The organism is Clostridium paridis, assembly GCF_016765615.1.
Lineage (GTDB): Bacteria > Bacillota > Clostridia > Clostridiales > Clostridiaceae > Clostridium_T > Clostridium_T paridis.
The window spans coordinates 15,646-34,879 of sequence record NZ_JAESWA010000004.1 but is presented as its reverse complement, the minus strand read 5'-3'; the positions used below and the strand labels follow the sequence as shown (position 1 = coordinate 34,879).

The following is a 19,234-nucleotide window of genomic DNA, read 5'->3' as shown; positions in this document are numbered from 1 at the left end:
AATATAAATAATTTTAGTATATAAACAAGAGAGCAGAAATCGGTGATTTCTGCTCTTCATTTCTTTCAATTTTAGAAACTTAGATCTATAAGCGTTGAACTTTTTGTTAATTACTTTTCAAATGCAGCATATATAGCATTTACGGCCTTTTCAAAATCTGAAGTAGCAACGCCTACTAATATATTCATCTCACTTGATCCTTGGTCAATCATTCTTACGTTTATATTTGCTTTTGCAAGAGCTGAGAATAATACTGCAGCTACTCCAGTAGCCTTGGCCATTCCGCGCCCAACTGTAGCTATAACAGCCATATTTGGATAAACATCAATAGAATCAGGTGAACATTGTCTCTTAATTTCTTCAACTACTTTGTCCTTTTTATTCTTTAACTGAGAATCAGCAATTACTAAAGAAACAGTATCTATCCCTGAAGGCATATTTTCATAGGAAATTCCGTAAGACTCAAGAATTGATAAAATTCTTCTTGTAAAACCAAGCTCAGAATTCATAAGAGCTTTTTCTATAGCAATTACAGTAAAGTCTTTTCTTCCAGCAACTCCAGTAATTTTTCCATGATTTTTTACATCTTGTATATCATCAACTATTAATGTACCAGGATCCTCAGGTCTATTTGTATTTTTTATATTTATATATATTCCAGCCTCTCTAACTGGGAAAATAGCTTCTTCATGTAAAACAGAAGCACCCATGTAAGAAAGCTCTCTTAGTTCTTTATAAGTAATCTTTTCTATTGCCTTAGGATTATCTACTATTCTAGGATCAGCCATTAGAAATCCTGAGACATCAGTCCAGTTTTCGTATAAACTAGCGTTAATGCTGGCAGCGATAATTGAGCCAGTTACATCTGACCCACCTCTAGAAAATGCAACAATTTCACCTTCTTCATTAGCTCCGTAAAATCCAGGAATTACTGCATTTTTAACCTTGGATAATCTTTCTTCAACCTTAATTTTTGTTTTTTCTTGATCATAAGTGCCACCTTCGTTAAATACAATTATTTCAGCAGCATCAATAAACTCATATTCTAAATATTTAGCCAAAATAAGTCCATTTAAATATTCTCCTCTACTGGCAGCATAATCAGCTGAAGCACCATTCTTAATATCTTCTTTAATTTTTTCAAGAGGAATATTGATATCAATATCTATAGATAAGTCTCTAACAATGCTGCAGTATCTTTCTTCTATTAGTTTAAATACATCATCAAAAGGAATAGAAGTTTTAACATGAGCATTACATAGATAAAGTAAATCTGTAATTTTATAGTCCTTGCTATCTCTTTTACCAGGAGCAGATGGAACTACAAATCTTCTATCTTTATTAGAAGTTACAATGGATTTAACTTTTCTAAATTGCTCTGAACTTGCAAGCGAACTCCCCCCAAATTTTGTTACTATTGTGTTTTTCATATGTATAGCCCCCCAATTTTATAATAAAAAATAACAATATTATGATAACAATTTTAAAGCAAATATGCAATTCCAAAGAATAGAAAGATAATTATTTTAGATTCAAAAAATGGGCAAAATTTAAGAGAGGCTTTCACACGGGTAAAATGTGGGCCTCTCTTTTGATGAAGGGTAAAAATCTATACTAAAGCATTGTGTACTACTGTGTGCTGCAATAGTACTGCTTAGTAAGTAAACTGATGTTCCCTAAGGGATTAATTAAAGTTCTTAAGAAATCATTCTCCTTTAGTATATTATATTCTTAGAAAATAATCCACATATTTTTGCGTATGAATAAAAATGAAATAATATTGTAAATATTATGATATTTTTAAAAGTATATAAATAAACATATTATAGAGAAAATAATATTGGAGGATAGTTTCTTGGATATGAAAAAATATTATCATTGTAATATCAATAAAGATATTACTGTTTCCAATGATAAACTAAGATATTTAAGAGCAGATTTATTTAAAGGTAAGATGCATCCCTATAGTATTATAAATTATTTTAAAATAAAAAAATTTAAAAAGTTACTTCAAAGTGGATTTCCTGAACCTGCAATTGTTGTATCATTGAATCCTTTATTAATAGCAGCATATTCAGAGGATTTAGATTGTGTGACAATACTGTCCTATCCTAAAAGTTTAATTAAGGAATATAAACTAACGATAAGTTCAAGATTGTTAACATTAAACACATACAAAACTGGAAATAAGTATGATGAAGACATAATTCCTGGTGAAAATCCAATGGGATTATGGGTAGGATTTACTCCTAATATTGCAGAATTCTTATCAGATGATACGGAGGCTATTGATAAAAAGAAAAAGTCTATTCCAGAAGATTATTGGGGGAGAGTTTTTGAACTTGGTTTAAAATATGTAGACAGATATCCATCTGTAAATAGGGTAGGAGCACCACTATTATCTGAAAAAATTAATATTAAAATATAGAGGGTTTCAAGATCAAATAAAATATAATTTATTTGATCTTTTTTCTTTACAAGTAGTTATATTTGTTATATATTATATATAACAAATATAACTAATATAACTAATAGGATATTAAAAGGAGGGTTAGAATGTTGCTTAGAATTGATTTTCAAAGTGAAACACCTATTTATCTTCAACTTAAAAACCAAATTATTAGTGGTATTGCATGTGGTGAACTTCAGCCAGAGGAAAGTCTTCCATCAGTAAGGCAGATGGCGGAGGATATTGGAATAAATCTTCATACAGTAAACAAAGGATATAATTTATTAAAAGATGAGGGCTTTGTTACAATAGACAGGCGAAAAGGTGCTATCATAAATCCAATTCCAATAAGAAAAAATGATAGATCTCTTAGCATATTAAATGATGAACTAAGCAATATTATTGCGGAAGCCTATTGTTTTGGAATATCTAAGGAAGAATTTATTGGGACATGCAAAAAGTTATATGAAAAATATGAAAAATAAGATTTAAGGAGATAATTGTTATGAGTGAGTTATTAACTGCAAATATAATAAATATTATTATTTTTGGTGTATTATATATTACCTTCATCCTTACCCCAAAATTAACAAGAAAAGATTTAATATTTGGTGTGTTTATTCCATTAGATAGAGCTAAAGATAAAGAAATAGAAAGGATAACTAAACAATATACTATAGAGTTAACTGTCTTCACTATAATAGTATTAGCGGCATACTTTTGTCTATTAAATACTATTAATATGATTCCACGTATTTTTATAATCACTATCTTTCTTTTTATAATTGGATATTTCTTAATATTTTTAAGAGCAAATCATAAAGTTAAAAAATATAAGGGTGAAAATAACTTAATGGAAAATAAGAAGCAAGTGGTTTATGTAAATACTACAATGTCAAAAAAATTAAGAAGTGATGCAGTTTTACCATTTTACTGGTTTTTGATTCCTCTAGGTGTAGCACTTTTGAACTTAATCATACCACTTATGAAATTTGATGAATTGCCAGCTAAAATTGCAATTCATTGGGGGATAGACGGAACAGCAAACAATTTTGTTGAGAAGTCTGTAGGAGCTGTTGTAACAAATGGTTTAGTAATGATGGGGGTTGTGGTTTTGCTTATTTTTACTAACTATTCAATAGCAATTAGTAAAAATAGAATAGATACAGCTAAACCAGTTTCATCATCACAGAAATTATATAAATTTAAAAAGATTAATTCTTTATTTATATATAGTTTAGCAATAATAGTTACCACTTTAATTACTTTACTAAATTTTAATTCATTAAATATAATTTCAGTGAACTTTAAACAATTAACACCAATTCTTATCATACTATTTTTAGTTATAATAATAGCCCCAATTGCCTTAGATATTAAATATGGTCAAGGTGGTAGCAATTTAAAGGATACTACAGAGGAAAAGTCGGAGGATGATGTTACTAATATAGATGATGATGCTTACTGGAAGTTAGGATCAATTTATTATAATCCTAATGATCCTTCTATATTTGTAGAGAAAAGATTTGGAGTAGGCTGGACTTTAAATTTTGGAAATAAAATAGCTATAATTATTTCAATTATTCTTTTAATATTTATAATATCTGTTTTTGTATTTCCTAAGTTTTTTTCATAGGATTTTAATAAAAGAAGTCTAGTAACTCTCTGTACTAGACTTCTTCTATTGGATAAACATCAAATTTTTTTAATTTAAAAATTAAAGTATAAAAATAATCACCAAATGAAGAGGTACAACCGTAATCAATTAATACCATTTTATTACCAATAATGCCCCATGAATCAGTATGGTATAGATCTTCTTCAAAGAGAAAAAACTTGGTTTTCAATTCGTATAGGGGAGTGTTTATCCAATTAAGTCCGTCTAACTTGGGAACATCTATTGAATTTTGACGACGAAATTTTGTAAGAGGAATAGCTCTTTTCATTATAAGATATCTAGGAGAGTAATATAAAATAGGGCATAATATGGTTTTAGTTAAAGACGATGCTTTTGAGAATACATAGTACTCAACAGCATTTTGGTAAAATCCATCTTCTCCTTTAGATACTTTAAGGACGGTATCTTCATCAATGGCAAAGACTTTACGTGCAATACCCTCGCCTAAAAACTCAAAATTATCTTTTATATCTTTTCTTGACATGTTTTCTAAATCATTAATTAGCTTTTCCAATTTTTTAACCTCGTAAAAGTCAATCTAGTCTATATTACTCATAATTTTTAATATTTGACACACTATAAGGATATATTTATATCAATAAAAATGGTGGTGGATTTTATGAGCTATATTAATTTAAATGAAGTAAATAAAATTTCAGAGGAGGAACTAAAAGAAATATTTAAAGAACATTATAATAAAGGGCTTTATAAAGTTATGAAATCGATAGGTATAGATAAGATATTTCATAAAGCAAAAGGAGCTCTAGTTTATGATGAAAATGGTAAGGGATATTTGGACTTCATAGCAGGCTTCGGATCATTAAATATAGGACATAATGATGAAAGAATTCTAAATACTATAATTGAACATTCTAATACTCCGAATTTTATTGAACAAAGTGTAAATATCTACGATGGAATTCTAGCAAATAATATCAATTATCTTACTAAAGGAGAATTAGGAAATTGTCATTTCACAAACTCAGGAACAGAAGCTGTTGAAGAAGCTATAAAATTATCAATGATGAAAAATAAGAAAGGTAAGATAATTTATTTCAAGAATGCCTACCATGGTAAAACTTTAGGTTCGATAGCAGCCATGGGAAATAAACTAAAGAAAAATTATAATTATGTAAAGGGAACTTTTTTAGAAGCTCCATTTGGAGATATTAAGAAAGTTAAGAGTTTAGTAGATTCATATGATGTAACATCAATATTAATAGAGCCAATACAAGCTGAAGCAGGAATCATATTGCCACCAGAAGGATTTTTAGAAGAACTAAGAGAGCTTTGCAACAAGGAAGATATATTGTTAATCTTTGATGAAATTCAAACAGGAATAGGAAGATGTGGAAGTATGTTTATGTATGAACAAGTGGGAGTAGTACCAGATGTACTATTGCTTGCAAAATCATTAAGTGGAGGATACATACCAATTGGATGCATTGCTATGAAAAAGAAGATATGGGATTCGGTTTATGGTAGTGCAAAAAATTCAACTCTTCTAGAAACCACTTTTGGAGGAAATAGTATGGCGTGTATAAGTGCCCTCAAAACATTGGAGATTATAAGAGATGATAAGTTAAGTGAGAATGCAAAAGAAATAGGTACTTATACTGTCTTAAAATTAAGAGAACTTATGATGGAATATCATCAAATATCAGCAGTAAGAGGGCAAGGTTTATTAATAGGGGTTGAATTTGAGTTTTTAAAGAAGCTTAAAAGTAAAACAACTATGGAATTTTTTGTGGGAAAAATAATTGGAAGATTATTTAAGGAGCACGCTATATTAATTTCTATTGCAAGCAATAATCCAGCTGTCCTAAAAGTGGAGCCACCTTTAACAATTACTAAAGATGAAATAGATTATTTCATAAATGCCTTGAGAGAAACATTAAGTGATGATAAGTTATTTAGTACAATTCATGCGATTTTGGAGTAATTAAGATAGATCTTTTCTTAATACTATATGATATTATTATGTCGTTAATATATTAACAATATAATGGGGATTCGAGTTGTTTTAATTGTAATTAAATGGAAAGGTGGAGAGCTCAAAATTCAAAAAGTAAAAATTGTACTTGAGATAATATTTGAAGATATAATGTTTTGGAACGTTTAGTTTAAAATATATAAACTAAACGTTTTTCCATAAATTACATTGTATACTCTTGTCAAGTTTGTAGAAAAAATATCGAGAATATGAGTATTACTGTATAAGGGAGGAAAAATATATGCTGAAAAATATTAAAGTAATTAACAGTATTATCTTAATGGTTATTTTATCTACAATTGTATCACTATCTATAGCAATAGTTGGATACAGTAATATGAAAACGATTAACAAGAATTCCACACAAATGTATGAGGGGGCATTAGTGAGGATAGTAAAGACAGAAGAAATTAGACAAACATTCGCTAAAATAAGGCTAAATGTTAATAGAATATCTATTGCAGATTTTAATAATGATGATGTTGCTGCAGTTGATACTGATTATGATGCCATGAATAAAATGGTTGTGGAATATGAAAAGTTTTCCTTAAGTACCATAGAGAAAAACAATTTAGAAGAATTTAAAAAAGATTATACTCAATATTATGCTCAGGTAAAAGAGCTTGAAAAAGGGAATAAGCTTTATGGAATTGACTTAGAGAAGTTCAATCAATTAGGAAATGAGATACAGCTTTTCCTTGATAACTTAGTTAAATATAGTTCAAATATGGCAAACACCTTAAATACTGATAATTCTAATTTATATGCAAGAAGTACTGTGATTTTCTTTGCAACTTTTGTAATTGGCTTCATTTTGATGATGGGTGTTTCTTATCAAATAATTAAGGTAATTAGAAAGTCTATGAAGGAAATAATACAGGAATTAAATAAGGTTGCACAAGGTGATTTTAGTATAAAAATTGATTCTGATATGAAGAATGAATTTGGCATGATGAAGGCATCACTTAGTAAGACAATTTTAAATACTTCACAAATGCTTGAAACTGTAAAGAACTCAACTAATGTTGTAAATATACAAGCTGGTAATTTGCTAGAGGCATCTGATGAAATGGCATCTTCAGCAGAAGAAATAAATGCAGCGGTTCAAGAGGTAGCTACGGCTGCTAATGACCAATCTAGTGATTTAATGAAAGTTAAAGATTCTTTAGATAATTTCGCAGACTCATTAAATGAAATGATTTCATCAATTAATGAAGTTAATACTAATATCCTTAATATAAGTACAATGTCTGAAGAAAGTAATTCAAAGTTAAAATTTCTATCTGATTCGATTGGTACAGTAAATGCTTCCTTTGATACAGTAAGAAATAAAGTAGTAGAGCTAGATGACCGAATTGGACAAGTAAGTGAAATTACAAACATGATTAATTCTATTGCGGAACAAACTGATTTATTAGCATTAAATGCTGCAATTGAATCTGCGCGTGCAGGAGAGGTCGGAAAAGGATTCTCAGTAGTTGCTGAAGAAATAAGAAAATTAGCGGAACAATCTAAAGAATCAGCAAAAAGCATAAGTGGGTTAATTTCTAGCATTAATAGTGAAGCACAGGTAGCAGTTAAATCTACTGATTTAGGTAAAGACAACTTAGTAAAACAATCAGCACTTATAGAAGAATCAATAAAATCCTTTGCTTTAATTTTTAAAGCAATTAATACCATATTGCCTAGAGTTGAAAACATTAAAAGTTCTATTGATAGTATTAATATTGAAAAAGATAATATTATCTCAAAGACATTAAATGTTTCAGGAATATCAGAAGAAAATGCAGCTTCAGCAGAGGAAATAGCAGCTTCTGTAGAGCAAATACATGCATCCTTTAGTGAAGTGGCATCTTCAGCTCAGACTTTATCAGAGTTAACAAACTCTATGATGAATGAAGTAAGTAGATTTAAATTGTAATATTTACAAAGTTTGCAATTTAATTAAGGTATTTAATTGTTTGAATGATTTTAGTAGTAAAAACTATGATTAAAACGGAGGATGATTATGAAAAAATTTAAAATTTTAAATATTGTGATTGTAATAGCATTTGTGGTTACACTTTTTACTGGTTGTGGTGTTAAAAATACTACAAAAACTAAAAAACCAATTACTTTAAATATAATTGATATATCTGGAAGTATGCAGTTAGTTGGTGATGCTATCGATCAATTTAAAGCAGCGAACCCAGGCTTGATAGGAGACGTTGTTGTAAAAAAATCAACAGCATTAGAGGCACCATCTTTATTAAAGGCACAGCTGTTAGCTGAAGATATGCAGACAGATTTAATTTTTACAGGTATTGATGGACTTGCATCATGTATTGATAGAGATGTTATAGAACAGCTTATGCCAAAATATAATAACAATTTTCCTAATTTAGAAAGCAATTATCAAAGTGGAGCAAAAGCTGCATATGACTTAGTAAAAGGATATGGAATACCATATGTTTATTCTCCTAGTGGACCTATGTTCACTTATAATCCAGATGCTGTGTCCAATGTGCCAAAAACTCCAGAAGAGTTAATCGCGTATGCAAAAGCAAATCCAGGAAAATTTACGTATGCAAGACCTGCTAGTTCAGGGCCAGGAAGAAATTTTCTACAAGGCTTACCATATATCTTAGGAGACTCAAATCCTAAGGATCCAAAGACTTGGGATAAAACTTGGGCATTTTTAAGTGAGCTAAATAATTACATAGATTATTATCCATCTAAAACTGGAACTACTTTTGCAGAATTAAAAAATGGAAAAAGATCGATTGTATCAAGTCAGCTCGGATGGGATATGAATCAAAGAATTACTGATGGAATTCCGAAAAGTTATCAAGGATTTATGTTAAATAATACGACCTTAGTTGGAGATACTCAATATATGGTTCTTCCAAAAGGATTAAGTGATGAACAAAAGGAAGTTACATTAAAGCTTATGCAATGGTTAATGACGCCAAAGATGCAAGCTATAACATATGATAGTGGATATTTTTATCCAGGTCCTTCTATAAAAGATGTTCCACTTTCTATGGCGCCTCAGGCAAGTCAAGATAAAATAAAGCCAGCTATTAGAGAGTCATATGAAGATTCCATAAAAACTCTGCCAAGTACGACTCAATTAGATACTACTAATTTTAATGAAGCACTTGCAATGTGGGATAAGTTATTTGGAACAAAAGTAAAAAGATAAAATTAAGAACACTTTATTTACCATGTACGGTAAATGAAGTGTTCTTTTAAGATAGAATAAATTTTACTTTATGGTTTAAACTATATATGAAAATAAACTTTGAGGAGGAAATTGTCATGAATCAAAATAGAAGCATAGGCTGTATAGTTACTGAATGCAAATTTCACAGTGAAGAGGAACAATTTTGTTCATTAGACAAGATTCAAATTGTAAAACACAATAATAAAGCAAATAATATTCAACAAACAGATTGCGGAAGTTTTAAAGTAAAATAATATATAGAAAAAGTGCAGCTTAATAGGATTAGGCTGCACTTACTATTTGTTATGATAAAGTTTTTAAATCATGTATAAAGTCCTTAACGGCCTGTTCATTAGTAGCCCAAGAAGTTACAAGTCTAATAGAAGAAAAGTTGTCATCTACTTTTGACCATACTATGAAAGAGTAGTTTCCTTTAAGCTTTTCAATAACTGAGTTAGGGAATATAGGGAATATTTGATTCGATGGTGAAGCAATCAGATACTTATAGCCCATAGAATCTATTCCTTCTTTTAATAAATCAGCCATTTTATTAGCATGGCTTGCTAATTCAAAGTATAAATCATCTTTAAATAACTCAAGGAATTGTATTCCTAAGACTTTGCCTTTAGCAAGCATAGCCCCTTTTTGTTTAATATGAAATCTAAAATCCTCCTTTAAAGAGTCATTACATATAACTAATGCTTCTCCTAAAAGTGCTCCATTTTTTGTGCCGCCAATGTAAAAAGCATCTGTTAATCTAGCTAAATCAGATAAACTTAAATCATTATCTGTTGAACATAAAGCTGAGCCAAGTCTAGCGCCATCTAAAAATAAAATTAGTTTCTTCTCTTTACAAAAATTACTTAAGTCTTCAAGTTCTGTTTTAGAATATATGGTACCTATTTCTGTTGAATTTGATATATAAACAAGTTTAGGTTTTACCATATGTTCGTCCGTATGTTCATCTAAGGCTAATTGAACGTCGCAAGGCCTTAGCTTCCCATCTGGTACAGTTACAGAAATTGCCTTATGACCAGTAGCTTCAATTGCACCAGTTTCATGAACAAGGATGTGGCCAGTATTTGCTGCTATTGCTGCTTCATGAGGTCTTAGAAATGCGGAAATAGCAGTTAAGTTAGTTTGAGTACCACCTACAAAAAAGTGGATATCTATATTATCATTTTGAATCTTACTTTTCAATATCTCTATGGCTTTTAGCGAATATTTATCCTCACCATAACCCTCTGTTTGTTCAAGATTAGATTCTAAAAGAGTATTTAATATTCTTGGATGAGCTCCTTCGCTATAATCATTTTTAAAACTATACATTTATTTGCCCCCTTATTATGTGATTAAGAAAATTTCTTATTATAACTATAAATAACATTTTAGACTATTTTTTAGTAAATTCAAGTAATTTTCAGTTAAACATAATGAAGAGTACTAATTTTACAAATATAATGATTTTTTGTATGCTAAATAATATATTTAATGGAACATGGAACCTTTTAGTGTGCTTATTTATCTAAATAGTGTAGGAGGTGAAGAGATGTGGGAATGACAGAAGGTATTATTAACATATATAATACGAATTTTAAAAGAGAACGAGTTAAAGAGATAACTAGAGAGGTATTCGTTGAATTAGTTTTTGAGCAAAAAATTTCTTTATATAGAGTAGCAAAAGGAATACTAAAACATGAGCAGGATGTAGAAGATGTAGTAAGTGAAACGATATTTAAGGCATTTAAAAACTTAAGCAAACTACAAGATAAAAAGAATTTTAAAGCTTGGATTATGAGAATCCTTATAAATGAATGCTATAGAACTTACAATAAGAGTAAGAGAGTAGAACTACAAGAGAATATGGAGAAATATAACCTATCCTATGAAGATGCGTATGAAGGTTATATGATAAATTATATAAATAAGTTGGACAAGGATTCCCAAATAATATTGACACTATTTTACTATGAAGATATGAGTATAAGTGAAATAAGTAAAATTCTGAATGTTTCTGAAGGTACGGTAAAATCACGGCTTAGTAGATCAAAAAAGAAGTTGAAAATTATATTGGAAGATTCTGATTGGAGTGATTTAAATGAGTGATTTTGACGAGATAATTAAGAAGAATATAAACAATGAAAAGTGGGCAGTTCCTAAAAATTTCGATAATAAGATATGTACATTAATGCAAAATTTACCTGATGGTTCTGTGAAAATGAAGAGAAAAGTAAATACACAAAAGTTTATAGCAGTAGCGTGTGTTTTATTAATTTTCATAATAGGTATTTCGTTTAATTCACCTAGCGTAAAAGCTGCAGTTAATAATGTTATAGGATATTTCAAGGGAAATAATGATTCGAAGTTTTCTGGAGATGAAGTAAGGTTTGAAGCATTGAACAATCCTATAGGAATAGCAGTTAAAGATAAAGGAATTAAGTTTACTGTTGATAATATAGCTGTAGATGATAATTTTATATATGTTTTTTATACAGTGGAAAGTGATAAGGAGATTGAAAAAAAAGATTCTACAGATGAGTTGTCAGCATTTTTCAATCAAGCAAATATAAAATATAAAGTAGATGGTAGAGCTTTAGAGTTTGGTGCAAATGATGATTGTGAAGCATATTTTGAATCTGATAGAGTTCTTAAAGGAATGGAAAAAGTAAATATATCTTCCGTGAACTTAAAGGATAAATTTAAGCTTGAGATATTAGCTGAGAGTATATTAGGTACAAAAGGGACCTGGAAGATAGAGACAGATGTAGATAAAAGTAAAGTGGCTATAGATAGTAAAATAATTAAACCAAATATTAAGACTAGTATTAATTTAGGAGATAATATAAATAGAGAAATAACAATAGACAAGGTAATTATATCTCCTTTAGGAAATCAAATAGTAATAACAAGTGACTCAAATATTAAAGATTATTTATTATATTATTTTGCAATAACTGATGATAAAGGAAATTATTCTACAATATTTAATCGTAATATAAATGAAACCTCGAATGGAAAGACTATTATTACTTTTGAGTTTTTGGGTATTAATAAGAATAGTGAATATTTTAATATTGTACCTATTCATTTTAAGTTCAATTCAAAAGACACTCAAAGTGAACATTTAAATATAAGCAAGTTACCTGAGACAATAAAATTAAGTGAACATGGTAGTTTGACTATAGAAAATGTTAAATTTTATAAAACACAAATTAAAATCAGTTATCGCAAAAATGGGGTAGTAACACCATATAATTTCTTTAAGTTCTTTGATAAAAATGATAAGGAATTAGAGAAACCTTCGGGGTATAATGAAGAACATCTAGATAGAAGCACAGGTATATATACTTCAACTTTTTATTTAAACAAAGATGATAATAATGACTATTCAGATTATGTTAAGCTTTATAGAGCTAAGGATACAGATTTAAATGTTTTTAAAGATCAAGCAATAAAGATAAATTTAAGATAGAAGATAAAAAATAGTAGCATTATAAAAATAGAATGCTACTATTTTTACGTTTATTACTCAAGTCTATAGACAACACTAATCAGGTAATTTATAGTAATATTTATAAAGAACTACAAAATTTTAGAAGTAATTAGGCAGAAAGTTGAATAGAAAGGGTGTAAGTTAATGTCTCATATTTCGAATAAAAATGCCTATAAAAGGCTAGAGGAAAGGCTTAATAGATTCCCTCAGGGGGCACCACCATCTCAAACGTTATATAAAATACTTAGTATGCTTTTTACAGAAAAAGAAGCAGAATTAGTTGCAATGCTACCTATTAAACCTTTTACAGTTAAAACAGCAAGTTATATTTGGAAAATGAATGAAGTTCAGACTGAAAATATTCTTCAAAAATTAGCTTCAAAAGCTATTATTTTAGATATTGATTATGATGGGAAAAAAGAGTATTGTCTTCCTCCTCCAATGTTAGGTTTTTTTGAATTCTCGCTTATGAGAACTAGAGGTGATATTGATCAGAAGACATTATCAGAACTTTACTATCAGTATTTAAATGTGGAAGAGGATTTTATTAAAGATTTATTTCTTGGAACAGAAACAAAGTTTGGAAAAGCATTTGTGCAAGAAGGAGTTCTTTCCAGAGAAAATGAACTTGAAATAATGGATTATGATAGAGCTAGTAATGTGATAAAAAATGCAAGATTCATTACTGTAAGTATGTGTTTTTGCAGACATAAAATGCAGCACTTAGGAAAAGAGTGTGATGCTCCCATGGAAACTTGTATCACCCTTGGCAATCCAGCTTATTCATTGAGTAAAAACGGCTATGGAAGAGCTATAGATGCTGCAGAAGGACTGGACATATTAAATATGGCGTACGAGCATAATTTAGTTCAGTGTGGTGAAAACGTGAGAGAGGGCTCCTTATTTATGTGTAATTGCTGTGGTTGCTGCTGTGAGGGGATGTTAGCTGTTAAAAAGTTTGGTTATGCAAATCCAATTCAAACAACAGCCTTTTTGCCTAAAGTTGATGACGAAAGCTGTGTAGGTTGTGGAAAGTGTTCAAAGGTTTGCCCTATTGAAGCTATAAAGGTAGATTCTATATCTAAGAAGGCAAAAGTGGATGAGAATATATGCCTTGGCTGCGGAGTTTGTGTAAGGAACTGTCCTAAAAAGAGTATTAGTTTAAAAAGTAGAGAAAAAAAGATAATAACACCAGTAAATACAACTCATAGAATAGTATTACAAGCTATTGAAAAAGGTCAGCTTCAAGAGCTTCTTTTTGATAATAAAGCATTAGCAAGTCATAGAGCGATGGCAGCAGTTTTTTCTTCTATCTTAAAGCTTCCACCAATTAATAGAGCTATGGCGAGTAAACAATTAAAATCAGTATATTTAGATAAATTATTAAGCAATCAAAAATAGGAGAATAGTTATGGATAAATGTGCTATTCATTATTTTTCAGGAACTGGTAACACGCATAATATGATTATGTTATTAGCTGATGAGTTAGGTAGAAACGGATATGAAGTTCATATAATTAATATTGAAAAAGAAAATGATAGGAAATTAGATAATTATAAATTGCATATATTTTGTTATCCTATATATGGATTCGGAACTCCTGAAATAATGCTTAAATACATTTCAAAAGTAAGAACACCTAGTAATAGTAATGCAGCAATTGTGTGTACATCGGCGGGATTCGAAGGACAATCTTTATTCCATATAAAAAGAGTTTTAGCTAAAAAAGGTTTCGAAGTAATATTAACTGATATGGTTACTTATAATTATAATTGGACTCAAATATTCAATCCTAAAACAAAAGAAAAGCAAAAAGAGATATTTAGAGAAGCTGAAGTAGAGTCACGGAAAATTGCAAAAAAGCTTATAAATAATGTAACTGGATTTAAGAATAGAAATATCATGATATTAGCTATCTCATGGATTATCTTTATTATATTTAATAAGCTTGGACGTAAATTTTTAGGGAGAACATATATTGCAGATGATTCATGCATTAACTGCTCAAAATGTAAAAATATTTGTCCAGCAGAAGTTATTGAAATATATAAAGGTAAACCAAAATGGAATTGGAAATGTGAGAGTTGTCAAAGATGTATTAATATGTGTCCTAAGAAATCAATTCAATTATCAATTATAAAATTAACTATATATGCTCTTTTTCAATTAATTCCACTCTTTATAATTTTTAATATGGATAAAAAATACGGTTTATCATGGATATTAAATATATTTCTTTTCTGCGCCATGTTCGGAATAAATAGCATTCTAGCAAATTTGTTAATAAATATTATGGAAAGGTTCAGCCTAACTAGAAAAATCCTTCAGATAAGTTATACTAAAAGTTATAGAAGAAATGTAGCGAAAGATTTTTATATAAGTTTATAGTAGCTGTAAATAAAAGAAGAGGCAATGCCTCTTCTTTTTTAGAAAGCCCAGTTTCCGTTTTTAAATATTTGAATTTTTTCTCCTGAATTCGTTATACCAACGATATCTAAGTCTTTAGTTCCAACCATAAAATCTACGTGAGCTAAAGAATCATTTGCCCCTTTCATCATTAGGTCATCTTTTGATAATCCATCAGAATCTTTTAGACAGAATGGATATGCCTTACCTATAGCAAGATGGCAAGAAGCATTTTCATCATATAGTGTATTGAAGAATATTACACCAGAATTTGATATTGGAGAATCATATGGTACTAGAGCAACCTCCCCTAAGTAATGGGAGCCTTCATCTGTTTCTATTAAGTGCTTTAATGTTTCATAGCCTTCCTTAGCTTCAAAATCAACAATTCTTCCATCCTTAAAGGTTAGAGAGAAGTTATTAATTAAGTTTCCACTATAGTTTAATGGCATTGAGGAAACGACTTTACCATTTATTCCAGTCTTTAATGGAAGAGTAAAGACTTCTTCTGTAGGCATGTTTGCAACAAAGCTTCTTCCATCAGACATTTTATCTGCACCACCACACCATAAATGATCTTTAGGAAGTTCAATTTTTAAATCAGTTCCTAAAGAATTTGTATAGTGTAGTAGCTTAAAATTCTTTTCATTGAGATAATTCATCTTTTCATCTAGATTAGCTAAATGTTCGTCCCAAGCTTTATCAGGATCATCTTTATCTATGCGGACAATTTTAAAAATTTGTTCCCATAGCTTGGAAACAGCTTCTTCTTCAGATACATTTGAAAAAACTTTTTTAGCCCATGCTGTAGTTGGGATTGAAACTATGCTCCAAGGACACTTATTGCTCATAAGCAAGTCAGAGTATTCCCTTAAAGCTATTTGTCTTGCTTTCATTGAAGCAGAAATCTTATTTGCATCTATCCCTTTTAAGTTTTCAGGGTCAGAAGCAGAAATGCTTAGGAATGCAGCCCCCTTTTTTGCATAGGATAGATACGAATCAACTATCCAATTTGGTATATCCTCTAGTGTTTCTATTGAGGCATAGGTATAGTTTATTCTTGCGAATTTTTCATCATTCCAATGTATTATTACTTGCTTTGCACCTAACTTATACGCTTCTTCAGCTATTTGTCTTGCAAAGAAAGCACATTCAATTGGAGAATTGATTACTAAGTACTGATCTTTCTTAATATTTACTCCGGTCTTTACAGCTAACAAAGCATATTTTTTTAATAAATTTTCCATGTTTATACTCCTTAAATGTAAAATATATTTTTCTATATGGTTATATTATAATCTATATGTGTTAAAATTAATAATACTAAGGTGAAGTTTTCCAAGAAAAATAGTATAATTATAATGAAAAAGTGTTTATATAATATGGAGGAAGTTATGGAAAGAGTATTACTTATAGATTCTAATTCAATCATGAATAGAGCTTTTTATGCACTACCACCACTAACTAATAGTGAAGGGCTACATACTAATGCGATCTATGGATTTGCAAATATGATTTTTAAGATAGAAGATGAAATTCAGCCTGATTACATAATAGCGACTTTTGATAGAAAAGCGCCTACATTTAGACATGAAGAATACACTGATTATAAAGCAGGTAGAAAAAGAATGCCAGATGAATTAGCAGAGCAATTTCCAGTTGTGAAGGACATGTTGGCTCTTCTTGGCATACCTGTTTTTGAATTAGATGGTTTTGAAGCAGATGACCTGCTTGGAACTATTTCAAAACTAGGAGAAGAAAGTGATAAGGAAGTTTATATTTTGACAGGAGATAGAGATGCACTGCAACTAGCTTCTGATTCAACAAAGATAATTATCACTAAAAAGGGTGTTTCAGAAAAAGAAATATATGATTATAAAAAAATGATAGAGGATTTTGGAGTAACTCCAACTCAATTTATTGATGTAAAAGGATTAATGGGAGATAAATCAGATAACATTCCAGGGGTTCCAGGTATAGGTGAAAAGACTGCTTATAAATTGATTCAAACCTATGGAACTTTAGAAAATGTTTTAGATAATATAGAAGAAATTAGTGGTAAGAAGATTAAAGAAAACCTAGAAAATCATAGAGAAGATGCAGTGTTTAGCAAGAGACTTGCCACAATTATAAGAAATGTTCCAGTTGAATTCACTTGGGAAGATAAAAAATATAAAGAGCATATTAATAATGTTGAAGTAAGAAACTTATTCCTAAGACTTGGCATGAAATCCTTATTGGGAAGATTTGAACTTGCTGAAGAAAAAGAGGAAGTTGAGAAAATTCCAGTTAAAAATATAGATAGTTTAAAAGGCTTTAAGGAACTTGTTTCAAGTATCAAAAAAGAAGTATATATAGTATCTCAACTTGTAGATTCAGAATTATATTCAAAAATTAATATAGAGAAATTATTTATAAGTACAGAGCTTGGAGATTATGAAGTAAAAGCATTAGATATTGAAAAAGAAAATAGAGATGATTATATTAAACTACTTAAGGAAATATTTGAAAATGATACTATAATTAAATACTCATATGGAATAAAGAATACACTAACTGTCTTAAGAAAGTTTAATATAGAACCTAAATCAATAGAATTTGACGTGGAATTAGCAGCATATATAATAGATTCCTCAAAAGGAAAGTATCCATTAGAAGTTTTAATTGGGGAATATTTAGGTAAGGAACTAAAAGGTTCACAAGAAGAAATAAAAGCTGATGGAGTTCATTATCTAAAAGAACTTTCTAATATATTTATAGAAAGGTTAAAGGCTGATGATATGGAGGAACTTTACTATAAGGTAGAGCTTCCATTAGCAGATGTTCTATCAGCTATGGAATGTGAGGGCTTTAAAGTAAATAAAAATATGTTAGAAGAGCTTTCAGTCACATTTAAAAAGGAGATAGAAGAGACAGGAGCTAAGATATATGAATTAGCTGGTGAAGAATTTAATATAAATTCACCTAAGCAGCTAGGTAAAATATTATTTGAAAAATTAGATTTACCGCCAGTTAAAAAGACTAAAACTGGTTACTCAACTAATGCTGAGGTGTTAGAGAAACTAGTAGATAAACACCCTATAATTAAGGAAATTACTTATTTTAGACAAATATCTAAAATATATTCAACATATATTGAAGGGTTAAAGAATGTTATAGATGCAGATGGACATATACATTCAAGTTTTAACCAAACAGTTACAACAACTGGTAGATTAAGTTCAACAGAGCCTAATCTTCAGAATATACCTATAAAGTATGAAATGGGTAGAGCAATAAGAAAAGTATTCATACCAAATAATGATGATGATTTAATTCTATCTGCAGATTATTCTCAAATTGAGTTAAGAGTGCTAGCTCATATGTCTGGAGATGATAATATGATAAATGCCTTTAAAGAGGATATAGATATCCATACAAAAACTGCATCAGAAGTCTTTAAAGTACCATTAGAAGAAGTAACTTCTTTAATGAGAGGGAGAGCAAAGGCAGTTAATTTTGGAATAGTATATGGTATTTCTGATTTTTCGCTTGCACAAGATTTAGGTATTACCAAAAAAGAAGCAGGCGAATATATGAGTATATACTTTGATAGATACCCTAAAATAAAAGGATATTTAAATGGAGTGATAGAAAAAGCAAACGAAGATGGGTATGTTCATACAATATTAAATCGTAGAAGATTTATACCTGAAATAAAAGCTTCAAATAAGATATTGAAGGCGTTAGGGGAAAGATTAGCTATGAATGCACCTATTCAAGGAAGTGCTGCAGATATTATAAAAATAGCTATGATAAAAGTTTATGACAAACTTAGAGAAAAGAATTTAAAGAGTACATTAATATTACAAGTTCATGATGAACTTATATTAAACGTTAAGCCTAATGAGCTAGAGGAAGTTAAAAAACTAGTAAAAACAGAAATGGAAAATGTTTTAGAGTTAAGTGTTCCTTTAGAAGTTGACTTGAATGTTGGTCACAATTGGTATGACGCAAAATAGGAGTGAGT

The 19,234-nt window shown here is 29.5% G+C and carries 16 protein-coding genes; 12 read left to right on the top strand and 4 right to left on the bottom strand.

Annotated elements, in window-relative coordinates; genetic code table 11:
• Window positions 1-110: 110 nt before the first annotated feature.
• Entirely contained in the window at window positions 111-1,430 is a 1,320-nt protein-coding gene (locus JK634_RS00705) for an aspartate kinase (protein ID WP_202765715.1), read from the bottom strand.
• Window positions 1,431-1,855: 425 nt separating this feature from the next.
• Between JK634_RS00705 and JK634_RS00700 the strand changes: the two genes are divergently transcribed.
• From JK634_RS00700 to JK634_RS00690, 3 genes are all read left to right on the top strand, one after another.
• Window positions 1,856-2,428, top strand: a complete 573-nt coding sequence (locus JK634_RS00700) for a hypothetical protein (protein ID WP_202765714.1) — start codon at window positions 1,856-1,858, stop codon at window positions 2,426-2,428.
• A gap of 128 nt (window positions 2,429-2,556) precedes the next feature.
• On the top strand, window positions 2,557-2,934 hold the full coding sequence (locus JK634_RS00695; protein WP_202765713.1) for a GntR family transcriptional regulator: 378 nt from the start codon (window positions 2,557-2,559) through the stop codon (window positions 2,932-2,934).
• A gap of 20 nt (window positions 2,935-2,954) precedes the next feature.
• On the top strand, window positions 2,955-4,085 hold the full coding sequence (locus JK634_RS00690) for a DUF1648 domain-containing protein (protein ID WP_202765712.1): 1,131 nt from the start codon (window positions 2,955-2,957) through the stop codon (window positions 4,083-4,085).
• 34 nt (window positions 4,086-4,119) lie between these two features.
• Here JK634_RS00690 and JK634_RS00685 read toward each other — a convergent pair whose 3' ends face one another.
• On the bottom strand, window positions 4,120-4,641 hold the full coding sequence (locus JK634_RS00685; RefSeq protein WP_202765711.1) for a hypothetical protein: 522 nt from the start codon (window positions 4,639-4,641) through the stop codon (window positions 4,120-4,122).
• Window positions 4,642-4,746: 105 nt separating this feature from the next.
• Between JK634_RS00685 and JK634_RS00680 the strand changes: the two genes are divergently transcribed.
• The 4 genes from JK634_RS00680 (at window position 4,747) to JK634_RS00665 (ending at window position 9,579) form a co-directional block, all read left to right on the top strand.
• Window positions 4,747-6,069, top strand: a complete 1,323-nt coding sequence (locus tag JK634_RS00680; RefSeq protein ID WP_202765710.1) for an aspartate aminotransferase family protein — start codon at window positions 4,747-4,749, stop codon at window positions 6,067-6,069.
• A 292-nt stretch (window positions 6,070-6,361) separates the two neighbouring features.
• Window positions 6,362-8,041 carry a methyl-accepting chemotaxis protein gene (locus JK634_RS00675; protein ID WP_202765709.1) on the top strand — a complete coding sequence of 560 codons (1,680 nt, stop codon included), beginning with the start codon at window positions 6,362-6,364 and terminating at the stop codon, window positions 8,039-8,041.
• Window positions 8,042-8,128: 87 nt separating this feature from the next.
• Complete coding sequence (locus JK634_RS00670) at window positions 8,129-9,304, top strand: extracellular solute-binding protein (protein WP_202765708.1); 1,176 nt, start codon at window positions 8,129-8,131, stop codon at window positions 9,302-9,304.
• 116 nt (window positions 9,305-9,420) lie between these two features.
• The gene (locus JK634_RS00665; RefSeq protein ID WP_202765707.1) at window positions 9,421-9,579 is read left to right on the top strand and encodes a DUF1540 domain-containing protein; all 159 of its coding nucleotides are present in this window, start codon (window positions 9,421-9,423) and stop codon (window positions 9,577-9,579) included.
• 49 nt (window positions 9,580-9,628) lie between these two features.
• Here the strand turns inward: JK634_RS00665 and JK634_RS00660 are convergent, their stop codons facing one another.
• Window positions 9,629-10,654, bottom strand: a complete 1,026-nt coding sequence (locus tag JK634_RS00660) for a threonine aldolase family protein (RefSeq protein WP_202765706.1) — start codon at window positions 10,652-10,654, stop codon at window positions 9,629-9,631.
• Window positions 10,655-10,882: 228 nt separating this feature from the next.
• On the opposite strand from JK634_RS00660, the gene JK634_RS00655 reads away from it, so the two are divergent.
• From JK634_RS00655 to JK634_RS00640, 4 genes are all read left to right on the top strand, one after another.
• Window positions 10,883-11,431 carry an RNA polymerase sigma factor gene (locus JK634_RS00655; RefSeq protein WP_202765789.1) on the top strand — a complete coding sequence of 183 codons (549 nt, stop codon included), beginning with the start codon at window positions 10,883-10,885 and terminating at the stop codon, window positions 11,429-11,431.
• Window positions 11,424-12,797, top strand: a complete 1,374-nt coding sequence (locus JK634_RS00650; RefSeq protein ID WP_202765705.1) for a DUF4179 domain-containing protein — start codon at window positions 11,424-11,426, stop codon at window positions 12,795-12,797. The genes JK634_RS00655 and JK634_RS00650 overlap by 8 nt, the downstream gene beginning before the upstream one ends.
• A gap of 165 nt (window positions 12,798-12,962) precedes the next feature.
• Window positions 12,963-14,219 (top strand): 4Fe-4S dicluster domain-containing protein, encoded by a 1,257-nt coding sequence (locus tag JK634_RS00645; RefSeq protein WP_202765704.1) that lies wholly within the window; start codon window positions 12,963-12,965, stop codon window positions 14,217-14,219.
• Between the two features lie 10 nt (window positions 14,220-14,229).
• Entirely contained in the window at window positions 14,230-15,207 is a 978-nt protein-coding gene (locus JK634_RS00640; RefSeq protein ID WP_202765703.1) for an EFR1 family ferrodoxin, read from the top strand.
• 38 nt (window positions 15,208-15,245) lie between these two features.
• Here JK634_RS00640 and JK634_RS00635 read toward each other — a convergent pair whose 3' ends face one another.
• Window positions 15,246-16,472 (bottom strand): aminopeptidase, encoded by a 1,227-nt coding sequence (locus tag JK634_RS00635; protein ID WP_202765702.1) that lies wholly within the window; start codon window positions 16,470-16,472, stop codon window positions 15,246-15,248.
• Window positions 16,473-16,619: 147 nt separating this feature from the next.
• On the opposite strand from JK634_RS00635, the gene polA reads away from it, so the two are divergent.
• A complete protein-coding gene (polA, locus tag JK634_RS00630; RefSeq protein WP_202765701.1) occupies window positions 16,620-19,226 on the top strand; it encodes a DNA polymerase I in 2,607 nt (868 codons plus the stop codon).
• Window positions 19,227-19,234: the final 8 nt, after the last annotated feature.

Coding starts and splice junctions, on each gene's coding strand:
- JK634_RS00705 (WP_202765715.1), bottom strand. CDS start 1,430: ATGAAAAACACAATAGTAACAAAATTTGGGGGGAGTTCGCTTGCAAGT.
- JK634_RS00695 (WP_202765713.1), top strand. CDS start 2,557: ATGTTGCTTAGAATTGATTTTCAAAGTGAAACACCTATTTATCTTCAA.
- JK634_RS00690 (WP_202765712.1), top strand. CDS start 2,955: ATGAGTGAGTTATTAACTGCAAATATAATAAATATTATTATTTTTGGT.
- JK634_RS00680 (WP_202765710.1), top strand. CDS start 4,747: ATGAGCTATATTAATTTAAATGAAGTAAATAAAATTTCAGAGGAGGAA.
- JK634_RS00675 (WP_202765709.1), top strand. CDS start 6,362: ATGCTGAAAAATATTAAAGTAATTAACAGTATTATCTTAATGGTTATT.
- JK634_RS00670 (WP_202765708.1), top strand. CDS start 8,129: ATGAAAAAATTTAAAATTTTAAATATTGTGATTGTAATAGCATTTGTG.
- JK634_RS00665 (WP_202765707.1), top strand. CDS start 9,421: ATGAATCAAAATAGAAGCATAGGCTGTATAGTTACTGAATGCAAATTT.
- JK634_RS00660 (WP_202765706.1), bottom strand. CDS start 10,654: ATGTATAGTTTTAAAAATGATTATAGCGAAGGAGCTCATCCAAGAATA.
- JK634_RS00655 (WP_202765789.1), top strand. CDS start 10,883: ATGACAGAAGGTATTATTAACATATATAATACGAATTTTAAAAGAGAA.
- JK634_RS00650 (WP_202765705.1), top strand. CDS start 11,424: ATGAGTGATTTTGACGAGATAATTAAGAAGAATATAAACAATGAAAAG.
- JK634_RS00645 (WP_202765704.1), top strand. CDS start 12,963: ATGTCTCATATTTCGAATAAAAATGCCTATAAAAGGCTAGAGGAAAGG.
- JK634_RS00640 (WP_202765703.1), top strand. CDS start 14,230: ATGGATAAATGTGCTATTCATTATTTTTCAGGAACTGGTAACACGCAT.
- JK634_RS00635 (WP_202765702.1), bottom strand. CDS start 16,472: ATGGAAAATTTATTAAAAAAATATGCTTTGTTAGCTGTAAAGACCGGA.
- polA (WP_202765701.1), top strand. CDS start 16,620: ATGGAAAGAGTATTACTTATAGATTCTAATTCAATCATGAATAGAGCT.